Genomic DNA, 17,077 nt, shown 5'->3' on the forward strand with positions numbered 1-17,077 from the left:
GTGTTGTGCGTGGTTAGCTTCTGAAACTATGGATATATCGTTTTCGATTATTACTTTATATTACTTATTATTTGGTGTGCAATGAACAAAAAGTTAACTTACCAAGAATTAGAAGCACAAGTTGTAAAGCTAGAAAGTAAATCTGAAAATCTACAAAAACAACTTGATCTTACTGACCAAATAACAAATGAATTGTTAAGATCGACGAAGCTATTACAGACCTTAGTAGATACTATCCCCTGCCCGTTTTTTTATAAAAATATCGATGGCGTATATCAACAGTGTAATGATGCTTTTTCGCAGGTGATATTAGGGATCGATAAAGATAAAATCATTAATAAATCGTTATTCGATTTGAGCGATTATATACCTAATGAATTAGCTGAAATTTACCATGCTAAAGATTTATTGTTACTAAAAAAACCTGGTACGCAAGTTTACGAAACCTCTGTTAAATGTGCTGATGGTTCTATCCGCATATTTATCTTTTATAAAGCATCTGTGCTTGATAAGTACAAGCAGGTTATTGGGGTTGTTGGCATAATGCTTGATGTTACTGAACTGAAGAAGCAAAAGCGGGAGCTACGAGAAAATAACCGTCGTTTAGAAATGTGTTCACTGACAGACCCATTGACTGGGTTGTATAACCGTCGTAAATTCAACGATGTATTTCCAGAGAACTTACGCGTGGCTAGACGCCATCATCGTTTATTAAATTTCGCTATTATCGATATAGATAATTTTAAAAAATTCAATGATAGCTATGGGCATGTAGCCGGTGATAATGCTTTGGTTATAATTTCTAATTTGCTACAGAATAAGTTATTACGCACTGACGATTATATATTTCGTTTAGGTGGTGAAGAATTTGGGCTGTTATTTTATGCCGATGATGAAATAGCAGCATCGCAATTTGTGAACGATATTCGTTTAGCAGTGCAGGGCTTGGGGATCCCGCATAAGGAGAATAATGGCTATTCATGTGTAACAATATCACTAGGTATGGTGACGATTAAATACACTGATAAAGATATGTTAACCTTGTATGAAATGGCAGATAAATTGTTGTACAAAGTGAAGAACTCAGGAAAAAACCAGATATTAGCCAAGCTCGTTTAAGGTGCGATGAAAGCGAACCTTAAACGAGCTTGGTTTATTACTTACCTTGGTTCTGTATTACCGTTAGGTGTTTTCTTATAGTAATGCGTCAGCCATTTTCTGACTTAATTCAACATGATGTTGCATGGTCGAAAACTGTTTGGTAATACTCTCAGGTCCAAATGCATAGACAGGTACTGGAGAGGCTGTATGTGTGCCTGTTCCCCAAACCACATTTTGCGCAGTCCCTAATACACGACCAATTAAATTAGCATGAAGTTCATCACCGTATACGTAGAATTCTTTAAAGTCATTAACTTTCGGGAACTCCTTCGCACTTAGGTATTTATGGCCTGCCACGTGATATTCATTTTTTTCACGTAGAGCAACGGGCGCGGCTTGCTCGGCTGTTACTTTGAATACGCTGTAGCTGTTGATCGCATCAGCCCATTGTTGTCCTGTGGTATTTTTGAAATCCCAATCAGCACTGACTTTATCCATCATCGCATAGAAAGTACCGCTTTGAGCATACAGCTTATCAAGTTGTGAAAGTTCACCAAAGTTGAAGTTGGGTTTGTATTCTTTACCTTGCATCCCATTACCGGTTAAGTGCTGTGCTTCTGGTAAGTCATTACGTGAATAGCTGAATCCAAAGCTACCTGTTTCATGATCTGCAGTGACAATAACGAGCGAATCGTTGCGATCTTTTACCCAGTCATAAACCGCGGCTACTGCTTCATCAAATTTTATTAATTCATGTAGCATCCAACCTGCATCATTAACATGACCAGCCCAGTCTATTTGTCCACCTTCAATCATAAGGAAGAAACCATCTTCATCTTTAGATAATATATCTAAGGCTTTAATGGTCATGTCACGTAATGATGGCTGCGTACAGCTGTTGTCTTGTTTACATGCGGTATAAGCAATACCGTCTGCCATACCTGAGTTGGCAAATAACCCGAGCAGTTTAGTGCCTTCAGCTGCAGTGAGTTGGTCTTTATTGAACGAAAGATTGTAGCCGTATTGTTCTTTGGCTTCTAATAATAAATTACGTTGGTCTTTACGTTTTGATTTTTTGTAAAGGCTGTTAGGTATACCTAAAGCGGCCATTTGATCACGGCTAGCTTGGTTAGTTTTAATGTCAGCGGGTAGGAATACTCGTGTACCGCCTGATAACATTACATCGACACTGCCTGATTCGATTAGCTGTTCTGCGATCTTAGCTTCATACGAACGGTGTGGCTGATGGGCTGCGAATGCAGCGGGTGTTGCATGGGTAATACGGGTGTCTGATACTAGACCTGTTGCTTTACCCTGTGCTTTGGCTTTTTCTAAGATTGTCTCAACCACATTTCCTTGCCTATCTAGACCGATCATTTCAGATCCGGCTGCAAGGCCTGTCGCGAGTTGAGTTGCTGAACACGCTGAATCAACAACAAGGCTACCATTATTCCCATAAGGGGCGTTTAACGATAAACCCATTTGGCCCGCATCTGCGAATGTTGATAATGCGGTTTTATTGCCTTTATCGTTATAAATAGAAAGTGGGGCACGCTGTGCGTATTCTTCTAATAGACCCACCTGTTGAGGTCCCATACCATCACCAATCATCAAGATTAAATTTTTAACTTTGGTTGGCTCTGGAGTACTTACGGTAGAAGTTGGAGAGTTGTTGCAAGCACTAAGAAACACGCTCGAAATCGCAAGTATTAATACACTATTTTTAATCATCATAAATCCCTGTAAATGGTTAATCTAGTTGTTTTTATTGCAGCTAGGGTATAAGACATATGTGACATTTATATGAATTTATTAATTATATATAAAATAGTTTTGTTGTGTTTAGTAACTAAGTTAAGTTTTTCGAGTTGGTTTATCTGTGACAATTAAATTATAAAATACAACAAGATGTTTAAATATGAGTATACCTTGTTGTATTTTATGCCTTAATTAATCTTTTAATACCGTGATAAGCTCGCGCTTAAGTATTTTACCTACGGCACTTTTTGGTAGTGTATCGCGAAACTCAATCTTACGTGGTATTTTATAAGCGGTTAAATAACGGCGGCAGAATGTTTGTATGTCTTTGCTCGTCAGTGTTTTATTGGTACTGCATATAAATACTTTAATCTGCTCGCCAGTGATTTGGTGAGGGATGCCAACTGCAGCCGCTTCTTCAATATCAGGATGTAATCGAAGTACTTCTTCAATTTCAGCAGGGTAAACATTGAAGCCAGAAACCAAAATCATGTCTTTTTTACGATCTACAATAAAAAAAGCACCGTCTTTATCCATACGTGCTATATCGCCAGTCGAAAACCAACCGTCACTATCAATTGATTGAGATGTTGCTTCTTCCTGCTTCCAATATCCAGCCATAACTTGAGGCCCTCGAACTTGCAGTTCGCCAACTTCATCGACTCCCAGTGGCTGCTTATCATCATTCACGACACGCATTTCTGTTGATGGTAATGGGACGCCAATACCCGCTGTATATTCTTGTTGAGTATGTATACCACTGCACACAACAGGCGAACATTCTGTTAGGCCGTAACCTTCGATGATTGGCATCCCTGTTACTTTTTGCCATTCTTTTGCAACATCTTCTTGGGTTGACATGCCTCCCGCGATGGTAAAACGACAGCTGCTGAAATCTAATGCGCGGAACTTTTCGTTCTTTAACATTGCGTTGAACAGAGTATTCAAACCGAAAAAGGTAGTAAAAGGATAATCTTTTAGTTCTTTGACAAAACTGTCCATATCTCGAGGATTCGTAATTAATAAATTACGCCCCCCAATCATCATTATAAACATCAGACTTACTGAATTAGCAAAGATATGGTAAAGCGGTAGGGGAGTAACTACATGATCATTAGACAAAAGTGTACGCGGAGAGAATTGACCAAAAACTTGCAATACATTAGCGACAATATTGCGATGCGTTAACATGGCACCTTTTGCTACGCCTGTTGTACCACCTGTATATTGCAGATATGCAATATCTTCAGGTTTACATGCGGGGCGGCGATAAGAACGTTTACGTCCGGTGGCTATTACTTTACGCATTGAAATAGCATTGGAAATATGAAAATTGGGGATCATTTTTTTAACGTACTTAATAGCGAAGTTAACCAAGGTACGTTTTGGTTGTGGTAATTGATCGCCTACACTGGTCATTATCACATGCTTGATACTGGTTTGCGGTAATACCTTTTCGAGATTAGCGCCAAAATTGGTAATAGCAACAATCATTTTTGTGCCTGAATCCGCTAATTGATGCTGTAATTCTCGTTGTGTATAAAGGGGGTTAACGTTAACCGCAATTAGTCCGGCTCGAAGAATACCAAAAAGCGCAATTGGGTACTGCAGTAGGTTTGGCATCATTATTGCGCAACGGTCACCAGGCTGCATTTTTAGATCATGTTGTAGATAAGCAGCAAAAGCGCGACTTTGTTCTTCAAGTTGACGAAAGGTAAGTGTTGCGCCCATGTTCAAAAAGGCGATTGAATCCGCGTGTTTTTTACAGCTTTGTTCTACGATATCTAAAATACTGTCATATTGTGATGCATCGATGAATTCTGGTACATCACTAGGGTAGCGATTTAGCCAAGCTTTTTCCATATTGTCACTCTCTGTAGGTCGAGGTGCAGTAGAGTTACTGCTCTAAAATGATGGGTGTTGGCAGATCATAACCCTGTTAGATGGATATGCAAGTTATTATCTACTAATTAAATCATAAATTAGTGAAAACAAGTATTGGAGTATGACTTTATACACAGTACTTTAATGCTGGTGTGCACTTGGAAGCCCTGTTGACGTAATCAACGAGGGCTCTATGGTCTCAGGTGTATTTTTTATCGGTTTACATTTTTACGGTAGAATAACAGTGAGGCTAACGTTAAGACGAACCAGTACGACGAAGTACCACCTGAGGAATTGTTATCAGGAGTTGACTTAGTATTGGTAATCATCAAGTTAAGAGCTTGTATTACAACTGTGTGACCGTCACTTACCGTTAGCTGTATAGCAATACCGGTATCGCTATTGATTTCAGGTAAGGATAGCTCTATTTTACCGGGGGCTATGTTGGTTAACTGAATATTGATGTTGTCTGGTAAAGTCCATTGGTAAGTCAGTAGATCATTATCAATGTCACTAGAACTTGACGCATCAATGATGATATTTGTTAGTTCCGATGCAGTACTTGGCGCTGATACCATCACGTTTGGTGCGTTATTTTCTATTTCGGGATAAACAGCTGCGGTGATAGATACGCTATTATTTGTGGCTTTATCTATATCATAATTACCACCGTCTTCGATCTGAATTAATATACATTCATCCCCTTGATTTAAGCCATATACATAGCTTTCATGCATTATCTCGGGGCAATTACCGTTGAGGTTGAATGGTGCAGAAGATACATTGTTATACGTGCCAGCGCTGAGTATTGACCAGCCAGATAATTTTGTATGTAAATACAAGAACGAATTGGCAGGTAATGGCTCTGTTGGGACAACAATGAATGCTGATTCACCACTCGGTTTTTTATTGATTCGCACATTGATTAACGCACTTGCTAATCGTCGTTCATTAGCATGAATTGACTTGGTATTTATCGGAATATCACTGAAATGAATATCTGCAAACTCAGCATCGGCACCTTTACTTTGTAAGTTAATATCGCCAAGCGATAACTTACTTGATGCCTTAACAAATAAGGGGAGGTTACTGCTACTTAAGGGGAGCTGAGTTACATTATTATTGATGTCGAGGTAATCAACAATACCGTCCCCGTCGGTGTCTGCATAACCTTCATCTTGATCGTTAATTCCATCTTGGTCTGTGTCTTCTAGTCCTAATGCTGGTAGCGTATTTTTGACCAAGATTTGGACTGTTAGCTGATTATATAACAGTGCCGCAGTATTCGTTTCTGACACGGTTATATCGACAGAGTAAGTACCCGTTGGGATCGTCGCTGGATCAAATTCGATACGGTTTCCATTTTTCTGAGTGAGTGCCGCTCCGAATTCACTCGGGAAGTTGAATGAAACTGTATGCTGGTCAGCTAAATTGATATCATTGATCGACACATCAAGATAAGCTAAACCAAGACTTTTTTGTACTAAAGTCACAGGGTGTTCGGCTTGCTTAATATTAACGCTCAGGCTTGGTGCTTGATTATCGCTAATTAGTGATATTTGACCAATACCACTGGTGATGTGTGCATTTACAGCACTGTCTAGACCGACAGTAATACTATTACCGGAATGGTTTGTTGGAATATTAAATACTAATTCACCCGACATACCTTGGTTAATCTCTAATTGTGATTGTATGGGTGTTATTAACCCAGTTACTGTGTAATCAATTTGCACAGGATATTGGGCTGCCGGGCCATTGAGGTAAACAGGCACGATGACTTGATTGCCGACTGCTGTTTGGATTTGGGCTGGTATTTCAATTTGTGGATTGATGGCAACAGTAACTTGTGCTCTTGCCATATTGTTTGATTGATCTACAGCCTGAACGTTAACAAGGTGTAATCCCGATTTTAGTAGAGAAGGTGTCGTTATTTGTGCGTTAATATCACCATCTATAAGATCATTTGCTTGTAGGTTTAACACTTGAGTTAGATCTGTAAATATACCTTGGCTAGAAACTTGATAGACTGGAGATAAATTAAATTCTGGTGCAATCGTATCTCTAATTCGTAATATTTGTGTTGCTGTTGCAGTGTTGCCTGAGTGATCCGTTGCAGTCCAGGTAATGTTATGATCACCAATTGCTAGGTTTACCGTTATATTGTGATTTATTTGAACGGGTAATCCGCTGTTATCACTGACAGTATTAAGCGGTAAGGTGAGGGCGCTAACGTCCGTTAATGTCGCTTCTGCTTCAATTTGGATATCAGCAATAGCGCTAAACGTTGGCGGTTGCATTTTACCTATATTGCTATCGCGAGGTGCGCTATCTTCACTGTCTGGTACACCATCAGCATCCGTATCACTGTTGTTGATGTCAGAATCTACCTGGTATTCAGCTAAATTAGTAAGGCCATCCTGATCAGGGTCAAGTGACGCATCGGCTGGATCGTTTGGATCCAGACTGTTGTCTAATTCCCATTGGTCAGGCATACCATCATTGTCACTATCTTGAATGGTTGAATTAAAACTGACGTTGTCAATCCAAGCTCTGTCTTGATCGGTAGATACACTACTATCTTTACGGTAAACCCATTTAATGGTGTGATTGCCAGCTGAAATATTGACAGTGTGTGTTGACCAGTCTTGAGCACCTGAAATATTGGTTATAGCTTGGTCATCAAGATAAACGGTTAAAAAATCCCAGTTTAATTCTGACTCAACTTTATAATCATAGGATAAAACCCCTTCATTAAAATTCCCGAACCAGATGATAGTTGAATTCTGATTATGCTCTATATTTTGAGACGTTAATGAATAGTTGCTATTGTTTGCTTCATCATTACTAACTTTCCAACTGGCGTTGGCATTGACATCACTAATCCAACCTTGTGGTGATTGCAGGTCTTCGAAATCGAATAAAACATTTTTAATCGATGGCGGCTGCTGATTTGCATCGCTTGGATCAGTTCCTGCTTGAAACTCTGAAAGATTAGAAAAACCATCATTATCTAAGTCATCAGATGCATCAAGATTATTTAGTGGGTCTAAACCATACGATATTTCCCAGCCATCAGGTATTTGATCGTTATCACTATCTGCGTTGTTGGCTAAAGTCCCGAGTTGAAATTCGGTCAAATTATCTAACCCATCGTTGTCTAAATCGGTATTAGCATCGGTTGGATCATTTGGGTTAAGGCCATTACTGGCTTCCCATGAATTTGTCATACCATCATTATCATTATCACTATCAAGATCAGTCGAGTAGAATGCTATATTATCTAGCCAAGCACGATCTAAACCTGCAGAAACTAACGGATCTTTACTATAGCGGAAACGAATGGTATGCAGACCTGAAGATAATGTGTAGTTGAAATGTTGCCAATCTTCGTCTCCAGATGCTTGGAGTACTCGTTGATCATCTATATATAGTTCAAAGAAGTCAAAACCAAGTTCGCTATCTATTTTATAGTCAAAGGTAAATGTGCCTTCACTAAATAAAGCGATCCAGAGAAGCTCTGTAGTTTGACTATGCGCAATGGTTTTATTCGCGATTGAATATGTGCCTGTCGACGAGCCTCCGCTTACTAATTCCCAGTTGTTATCTATATTAACTAATTGGCTTGGTATCGTAGCATCTTCGAAATTGAAGTGGGAGTTTATGACGACTTCAGGCGTTGAGCTTGATTTGAAAGGATCTGAACCTAATAAATATTCGTTTATATTTGTTACGCCATCGGAATCTGAATCTAAGTGTGCATCGTTAGGATCTAATGGATCGAGTCCAACGTTAATTTCCCATTGGTCAGGAAGTCGGTCATTGTCTGTATCTGTATTATTCGGGTCTGTACTATAAATTGATACTTCTTCATAATCTGTTAAGCCATCGCTATCAGAGTCTGAAATGGTTGGATTGGTGTCTGCAAGGTATTCACCTAAGTTTGATAAACCATCTTGGTCGAGATCCTGTGCCGCATCAGCTGGCGTCGTATAATCTAAACCATAGGATTGTTCCCAATAATCAGACATGCCATCATTATCTTGATCACTAAAAGGAAGATTGTCACATGTAACACCGACTTGTGAAAAAGCATTGATAACGGGAAAAGCGTCATAACCTTTATCTACGCTCGCGTTAATTGCGCCACACGCACCATCGACAAAATCTGTTGATTGAGTCCAATAAAAGCGGTTTGCATCAAGCATAATCGAGAATGCTTTTTTGATGTTCCATCCTGGTGTGTTTGAAAGAATATAAAAGGCACGGTTAAATACGCCACTGCTATGGTGAACATCGATATTTTCGTAATAATTTTCGGCATGACCAATAGATTTTCCATCAAGGGTAGGGTCTTCGAAAAATCGGAACGCGCCGCCATTTTTGGTGATATCTGCACCTATTAACCAATCATTACTGCCACGTACAAATAACTCTGCAGTTTCACCTGCCATGTCTGAAAATGATTCGTTGATACCGCCAGACTGACCATTATAAATCAAGTCAGAATTTTGGTCTGTGAAACCATGGCTGACTTCATGGGCGACAATATCAAGAGAAACCAAAGGATAAATATTGTTATCGCCATCCCCAAATGTCATGCTCGAGCCATCCCAAAAAGCATTGGCATAGTTATTATTGTAATGCACTTTCATGACTAATTGGAATGTCAAAGGTGCTAATCCATACCAGTCTCTGTACATATCAAATACAGCATTACCAAATCCATGAGCGTCATTAAGCGGAGAGTATGCGCCATTTATTTCTTTATATTCATTACGTGAACAAGTAAAAGCAAAGGTGTCGTTGTTGGTTGTACCGTGCTGCAAATCAACAGTACGGACGTTTTTATTTTCAAGTAAACAATCATTACCATTTTGTGTTACATCTAGTGCTGTGTAATGAGTACCGTATTCATATTGACCTACTTTAGCGTTTCCACCGGGTCCTGTTGCCGTCGCGTGTTGTAGGTTATTCCATGAATCAATAATAAATTTGGTATCGGTATCAACTAATAAGATAGGTTGTGCGATGTTACCTTCATCATCTTCAAGCTTAAATGAGATATACCAAACCAGTACTGCGTTTTTTTGTTCATTTAAGTGAATATAATTTGTAATTTCAATGTTTGATACTTGGGCGCTTTCACTTAAACCAAATTGTTTTTTTGCTTTAATGATGAGCGTTGTTTGTAGCTCTTTGCTTGGTTTAGTGTTTGCTAATTCAGTGCTCGAAAGATTAGCATCTAATTCAATGTTTTTTAATTGTTTGCCATTGAGCGCATAAATCCGACTCTTAGCATCACGATGCACGGCTATTTGATGACTCCAAACAGGAATGCCTAAGTAATTTTGCTGATACTTGTTGTGAGTTTTGTCTGTCTTTTTTGTTTGGCTTTGGCCTGAAAACGTTTGGGGGGACACTTCTGGCAATAGTTTAAAGCTGTGGGGATTGCTTTGGGGCCCACGAATAGAAAATTGATTTGCTAAATGAAGGCGACTTTCGATACTTTCTGCATCTTTTAAATTGAGCCGATGAGATTCAGCCGCTTGAGCAATAAAGCTAGCTGATGACAAGCTAAGTAGTAAGTACATCTTGGTGATATGCTGCATTTATCTAATATCCTTATTTACTCGGCACTCTGTTATGACTGGTGTCCGAATATAATGCTGCGTACTTTAAATTTCCATATTACTTAAGGTACTGATTAAAAATAATAATTTTCACTATTCAATTTATATTTTGGGTTGATTCTATTGCTTAGTCCATAATTATTGCAACTTAATCTCATTTATAAAATTGGGTTTGATTGGGTATTTACTTCTTATGTCTAGGTCTTAGTTGTTGATATTATTGTTCATTTATATTTATTAATGTAGTTAGTCTTTTATTTTATGGCGAGATAGTATTTTCCAAAATTAGATGTAAGACGTGTATAAAGAGGAAATAAGGCATTAGTATGAAAATTATCTTAGATAAAATCATTTATTGGAGACGCTACAGTAAGCTTATCACGGTTACTCTTCGCTCTTACCCCGCTATAAAACAGCCGGAAATGCAGGCTGAATGTAAAAAAAGCTAAGTTTTATCGAGTTAAACGGTAATAGACCGTAATCAGCGTTATAATTACAGCTTAGCTTTCAGCTTAATGTCAGCCTTAATATGAACTTAATAGCTGGGAGTTTTCTTATTCAAGTGTACCAATAGCGGGTTAAACATAGGACAGGTAGAAAAGTTGAAGATTGAAGAGAACCACTGGACTATTTGTGCAGAATGTAAGGGACGCGGGAAAGTAAGTAAGCGGCTCCGAAAGAAAGTAAGACTCAGCTACCAGCGAGAACTAGAGATATTTGAAAGAAACAACCGCGAAGGGAGCGCTCCCGTTCGCCCTAAGGCTCACCTTGATGCATGCTCGCACTGTAAAGGTTCCGGGCTGATTCGATCTGCTATCCAAGCCTTTTCTGATAAAGAGCCGGATCAAGAAAACTACCCACATCTTGCCATCATTGGCGGTGGAATAGGTGGGGTGGCCCTTGCTGTAGCTTGTCTTCACCGTGGCATTCCTTTTACACTTTATGAACGCGATAGCAGCTTCGATGCACGATCCCAAGGTTATGGACTTACTTTACAACAAGCGAGTAGAGCGATCGAGGGGCTGGGTATTGTCTCGTTAGAGGAGGGGATCATCTCAACCAGACATGTGGTTCATACGACCGAAGGAAAAGTGCTCGGTGAATGGGGGATCAGAAAATGGGTGCCGTCAGACGACAAAAATTTACCCAAACGCACGAATGTGCATATCGCAAGGCAGTCGTTGCGTTTAGCTTTACTTGAGCAGTTAGGGGGACATGATGTGGTGCAGTGGGGCCATCAGTTAGTTGGTTTTATACAATCTGAGGGTGAAGGTGTTGATTTGAGCTTTCAGGTTGAAGGTGAGATGAAGTACGCTCATGCGGATCTTGTCGTTGGGGCGGATGGTATCCGCAGTTCGGTGCGCAAGTTACTGGTGGGTGAGGATAATTCTCCCTTAAATTATTTAGGCTGTATCGTGATTTTGGGGATTTGTCCTTTGGCCGATCTTGAAGATGAAGGTCTTGATCGTGTTTTACTGGATTCGGCCACGGTATTCCAAACCGCCAATGGCCATGAGCGGATCTACATCATGCCTTATACATCGGACTCGGTGATGTGGCAGCTCAGCTTTCCAATGCCAGAAGAAGAGGCTAAGGCCTTGAGTGCTAAAGGAGCTAAAGCGCTAAAAGAAGAAGCGTTGCGACGATGTCAGTGGCACGATCCCATTCCACAGATTTTAACGGCGACGCAGGAAGTGATGGTTTCTGGTTATCCTGTGTATGACCGAGCACTACTCGAACCTGAATTGTTACAGGAAGGGGCTAACGTGACCTTGATTGGAGATGCTGCTCATCCTATGAGTCCATTCAAAGGACAAGGTGCGAATCAAGCACTGCTGGATGCGTTGGCATTGGCTAGGGTAATTACAAAAGAATGTAGACCCTTGTCTCAATGGCGTAAAGCTGGCGTGAGGGAAAGTGTGTTAACTGAGTTTGAATCCGAAATGTTAGAGCGCAGCGCTAAGAAAGTAAAAGGCTCCGCGGAGGCTGCTGAGTTTTTGCATACTAATATTGTGCTGCATGAGGGAGATGAACCGAGAGGACGCTGCCTAGAGAGAAAAGTGGAAAATGAATCCGCAAAAGATAAAGAATAACATCAACACAACATGACGTTTATTCCCAAATCCCCGCTAGCTTGCTACGCTGTTGAGCTTAGCTTTATATTTTTAAGGAAATTTTATGATTTATTCAACCACAGAGTCAATTCCAGGCAAGGAAATCGAAGAAATAGTAGGTGTAGTGACAGGTAACGTCGTTCAGGCAAAGCATATAGGACGTGACATCATGGCAAGTTTAAAAAGTATTGTCGGTGGTGAAATTCGAGGCTACACAGAAATGTTAACGGAGGCTAGGGATATAGCTGTTCAACGTCTAATTGCAGATGCGCATGAAAAGGGGGCTGATGCTGTTGTAGGCATTCGTTTTACTACAAGCGCAATTATGGATGGCTCATCTGAAATTATGGTCTTTGGAACAGCGGTTAAATTAAAAAAATAACGAGTCCTTAAAAAAGGACAAAATAGCGGTCTCTGTTTGTTACTCATAGCTTTCAGCCCATTTTATTTGGTCGCTAGTGAGCTAGGTGAAAAGGCGCAGTAAATCAAAGCGTCGTATGCTTACAAATGTTAACATACGCCGTAAATTTACAGGCATTGTCATCTTCTAGTGAAGTTAGGTAGAAAACTATAATGGTTTCGGAATACGAGAAAATAAAATTATTGTTAAAAAACAAGAGTAAGAACAATAATAAAGAGGAACTTGCACGCCTGCGCAAACAAATCCCGACGTTTGAATGTACACCGGGTTGCCACGATTGCTGTGGACCTGTAACTACGTCTGCAGAAGAAATGTCGCGCCTGCCATATAAAACGGATGCTGAGCATGATGCCGCATTAGATGAGTATAACTGCGTACATTTAGGCCCTAAAGGTTGCACTGTGTACGAGGAACGCCCGTTGATCTGCCGATTGTTTGGTACAACACCTAGAATACCTTGTCCTAATGATCGTCGACCAGAAGAAATGATTGATGTTAAAGTTGAAGGACAGATCCATCACTACATCAGAAATACACGACAAGTGTTGGTATAGTTAAATAATATTAAAACGTTATGGAGAAGAAATGGAATTCATTCTTGAAAAAGTAACTTACAACGAACTCGGCTTAATCCTTAGAGCTAGTCTGGTATCTAACAAAGGATTGGCAGCCGGGTTGTTATCATAAAATAGAGGTAATGGGTGTTAAAGGTAGTGAATCAAAGTCAATTGAATAGCGAATATGACGAGCAAGGTTACTTTGTAATAAGAAATTATTTTAATACCGATGAGATTTTAGCGCTGAGAGAAGTCGTATCAAAATTCCATGAGCGCTGGAAAGAAGACAATATACAATTCTATCGTTCTGAAGCGTTTAATTCGTCTGTCATTACCGGCATCGATTATTTAGAGTGCGACGATCGGCTGAAGCTTTTCAATTTCATCAGCTCAAAAAAAATGATGGATGTTGTCGAATCGGTTATACCGTCTAATCCAGCATTTATGAATACCCAATTATTTTTCAACCCTGTTAACCCTAAACAAAAAGATTTTTGGCATCGTGATTGTCAATACGATCATGAGGTCGAACAGCAAAAAATAGCCGTGCAAGAGACGCAAGTGGTACATCTTCGCGTTCCTTTGTTTGATGAACTTGGCATGGAACTCGTCCCTGGTACGCATAAGCGCTGGGACAATGAAGAAGAGTTTAATGTACGACAAGAAATAAAAGGCAAAGTGAGCTGTGATAGTCTCTCTAGTGGTAAGGTAATGAACTTAGCCGCGGGCGACTTACTCGTGTTTTCAGCTGATATGATCCACCGCGGTTTATATGGTATGGATCGATTAGCGCTGGATATCTTAGTGTTTGATCCGGATGCGGACTTTGCCGATTATGTCGATGACGAATGTTTACCGAGCATTGAAATGCTGGATAAGATTGATGATCCGAGATTATTCATGAGTACGCTCAACCTAAAGGCACAGTGTTGATTGCGCGAAAAAATCAGTTGGCGCTTCAACATATGACAGATTTTAAAGGAATATTATGTTTATCTCGATCTTGTTTAAAAGACTGCTGAAAGTCATCTTGTGTAGTAGTGTCGTTGTGAGTAACGCCAGTGCATGGTCTGAACACAGTCTTATTACCTACCCAATATTAAAGACTATTCCTGACGTCGCAGATCAAGTGCCGATTAAGGTTGAAACCTTAGCTGAATTTGTGACAGCAGAGGCGCAAGGGTTAGAAACGTTATTAGCAAGCAATGAAGACTGGTTACGCCAAAACGTCCTGTATTATAAACCGCGTCCAGATACCTTAGCATTTGACGCTGCTGGGCAAGACTTACAAACAAGTTTCACCCATGCCATACGTATCAACCCGAATGCACGTGTTAATCCGTATATTCAATTATTACCAGGGCAGGATAAACAAGGCCGTCGTCGAATGGATTCCTCAGAAGTTACCGTATTTAAAAGTCTAGACCATTACAACACCATGACTTTTGTTGAAGTGAAAAGTGGAGAAATGGTAACGCCAATCGAGGTGTTAGTATCGGCTAATGATGATCCTGATAATGGTTTAGATATTGGTTTGTTTGAAGACAGCAATACCAACGCGGGTAAACTGTATGGTTTTGGTAAACAAGCCTTTGGTAATCCTGCATTAGAATACAGTTCGCAAGCACCTTTCCATATGGGGTTCTACCATGAATCAAGTGTACTCTTTACACTCGCCCCCTTCTTACGTGATACCTTCCCTGATTATCGTGTCCATATGTACAAAGCGTTATCTGAATATGCTTTTCGTACTGGCCATGATTATTGGGGCTGGCGCTTTATGGGATGGGGCATGCACTACATTGGAGACATTGCACAGTCATATCACTCAACATTACAACCGGGTGTGAGTACGGTGTCGAGTATCTGGACAAATGCCAAAGATATGATGGGTTTCCCGCAAGCGAAAATAGATGCGATTCAATTGCTCTCTAATCGCCATTTAGTATTAGAAACATTTCAAGAGAACATTACCAAGCAAGCCTATGAAAATAATGACTTTAGTAGCATATTATTTAAAGCGTTAGAACAAGAGATGCCTGTTATTGAATACACAAATACGACATTTGTAGAGGTATTTGCCAAGAAATCATATGACAAATCACAGAAATTGGCTGATTACCTTGAACGTTGGGTGCCTGAGAAACTAGTGAGTGACCCGAGTTTTGAAGTCGATGGTAGTAAGGAAGTCGACATGATTGTTGATATGATCCGAGAGAAAAATGGCGAAGAGGGGGTAACCCAAATGATCAACTTACTCGCTGAGTTTATGTCAGATCATAACGCTAATACACGCAGTTACGTTCGTTCAATTTTATATCATAAACCTTAATATAATCGAGCAGTAAGCCAGCACTTTAGTCCCGCAATGGCTTACTGCTTTATTGCATATTGATTTTTGTATACACTGACCGTATAAACATCAATAACGGTGTTTATTTTTTATTACCTGGTCACACAGATCGGACGTTACTCGGTACTTCTCATTTGATTCAAGATCGCGCTAGCCAAATGGCACTTTTCCATACACTTGTACAAACTGGTAGCTTTACTGCTGCTGCACATACGTTAGGTGTGTCGGTTTCTCATGTCAGTAAGCAACTCAAGTGTTTAGAAGCTGATTTAAACGTTAAACTTGTGCAGCGTTCAACGCGAAGCTTCACCTTAACTGATGCGGGACAACTGTTTGCCCATTATTGTGCTGACGTGGTAATCAGTGTACAAGACGCTGATGTCATGATGGCTAATCTGCAAGATGAAGTGACGGGTATCCTGCGTTTAGGTGTTTCGCAGTCATTTGGTACGATCCATATCATCCCTGCAATTGAACAATTTCGTAAATTGCATCCCGACTTGCATGTTGAAGTGAGTCTGTTTGATTATAAAACCAATATGATTGATGACGGTTTAGACCTGTGGTTGACGAACATTGAAGATATACCCGAAGGTTATGTGGCTCAGCATTTGGCTGATACCCGCTTTGTGGTTGCTGCGTCACCAGATTATCTGATGCACAACTCAGCGCCATTACATCCGGAAGACCTTGAGAATCATAACTGCCTGATTTACCAAAGCCGTGAGCGTAACTATGGTTTATGGTCATTCAAACAAGGTACTGACACGTTATATGTAAATGTTAATGGTGATTATCGTGTTGATTTAGCCGAAGCTATCCGCGATGCCGCGATATCAGGATGGGGAATTGCCTACTTAGCGACGTATTTATTAACGGATGAGTTTAGAGCGGGAAAGTTGATACAACTATTACCAGAGTGGCAGGCGAGTCAAAGGATGCAGTTCTATGCTGTATACCCAAGTCGTAAGCATTTACCGAAGAAAATTAGCGCGGCGATCATTTTTTTCAAAGAATATATTGGTCAGCCTTCATACTGGGATCGGCAATTAAAGTCACAGATTAAAATCTAATCTACAAGAACTTATCTCCTCATGGGGAAATATCTTTTCCATATGGAAACAATACCTAAAATATCATTGTTGAATTGTTATAAAACAATAGATTAGCTATCACAACAAGACGTTTGAATTTAATTGTAACAAGCAAGTAACTTACTGGGCTTGCTGTAATAATGGTGCGGACTACAATACGCA

10 protein-coding genes are annotated in these 17,077 nt (G+C 40.0%); 7 read left to right on the plus strand and 3 right to left on the minus strand.

Translation table 11 applies throughout. The features are described from left to right. Positions 1 to 81: 81 nt before the first annotated feature. On the plus strand, positions 82 to 1,119 hold the full coding sequence (locus BT797_RS07280; RefSeq protein ID WP_045110160.1) for a sensor domain-containing diguanylate cyclase: 1,038 nt from the start codon (positions 82 to 84) through the stop codon (positions 1,117 to 1,119). A 75-nt stretch (positions 1,120 to 1,194) separates the two neighbouring features. On the opposite strand, the gene BT797_RS07285 is transcribed toward BT797_RS07280, so the two are convergent. From BT797_RS07285 to BT797_RS24245, 3 genes are all read right to left on the minus strand, one after another. Beyond that, positions 1,195 to 2,832 carry an alkaline phosphatase gene (locus BT797_RS07285; RefSeq protein WP_045110161.1) on the minus strand — a complete coding sequence of 546 codons (1,638 nt, stop codon included), beginning with the start codon at positions 2,830 to 2,832 and terminating at the stop codon, positions 1,195 to 1,197. 219 nt (positions 2,833 to 3,051) lie between these two features. Further along, a complete protein-coding gene (locus BT797_RS07290) occupies positions 3,052 to 4,722 on the minus strand; it encodes an AMP-binding protein (RefSeq protein WP_075471517.1) in 1,671 nt (556 codons plus the stop codon). 233 nt (positions 4,723 to 4,955) lie between these two features. Further along, the gene (locus BT797_RS24245) at positions 4,956 to 10,355 is read right to left on the minus strand and encodes a M4 family metallopeptidase (protein ID WP_075471519.1); all 5,400 of its coding nucleotides are present in this window, start codon (positions 10,353 to 10,355) and stop codon (positions 4,956 to 4,958) included. Positions 10,356 to 10,978: 623 nt separating this feature from the next. Between BT797_RS24245 and BT797_RS07300 the strand changes: the two genes are divergently transcribed. The 6 genes from BT797_RS07300 (at position 10,979) to BT797_RS07325 (ending at position 16,894) form a co-directional block, all read left to right on the plus strand. Next, positions 10,979 to 12,469, plus strand: a complete 1,491-nt coding sequence (locus BT797_RS07300) for an FAD-dependent oxidoreductase (protein WP_045110162.1) — start codon at positions 10,979 to 10,981, stop codon at positions 12,467 to 12,469. Between the two features lie 85 nt (positions 12,470 to 12,554). Continuing rightward, positions 12,555 to 12,872 carry a heavy metal-binding domain-containing protein gene (locus BT797_RS07305; RefSeq protein ID WP_045110163.1) on the plus strand — a complete coding sequence of 106 codons (318 nt, stop codon included), beginning with the start codon at positions 12,555 to 12,557 and terminating at the stop codon, positions 12,870 to 12,872. 191 nt (positions 12,873 to 13,063) lie between these two features. Further along, the gene (locus tag BT797_RS07310; protein ID WP_045110164.1) at positions 13,064 to 13,465 is read left to right on the plus strand and encodes a YkgJ family cysteine cluster protein; all 402 of its coding nucleotides are present in this window, start codon (positions 13,064 to 13,066) and stop codon (positions 13,463 to 13,465) included. 147 nt (positions 13,466 to 13,612) lie between these two features. Next, positions 13,613 to 14,401, plus strand: coding sequence for a phytanoyl-CoA dioxygenase family protein (locus tag BT797_RS07315; RefSeq protein WP_045110165.1), 789 nt, complete (start codon positions 13,613 to 13,615; stop codon positions 14,399 to 14,401). Positions 14,402 to 14,456: 55 nt separating this feature from the next. Next, complete coding sequence (locus BT797_RS07320) at positions 14,457 to 15,800, plus strand: phospholipase C/P1 nuclease family protein (RefSeq protein ID WP_045110166.1); 1,344 nt, start codon at positions 14,457 to 14,459, stop codon at positions 15,798 to 15,800. A 155-nt stretch (positions 15,801 to 15,955) separates the two neighbouring features. Beyond that, positions 15,956 to 16,894 carry a LysR family transcriptional regulator gene (locus BT797_RS07325; RefSeq protein ID WP_045112502.1) on the plus strand — a complete coding sequence of 313 codons (939 nt, stop codon included), beginning with the start codon at positions 15,956 to 15,958 and terminating at the stop codon, positions 16,892 to 16,894. Positions 16,895 to 17,077: the final 183 nt, after the last annotated feature.

It is taken from the genome of Moritella viscosa, assembly GCF_900120065.1.
Lineage (GTDB): Bacteria > Pseudomonadota > Gammaproteobacteria > Enterobacterales > Moritellaceae > Moritella > Moritella viscosa.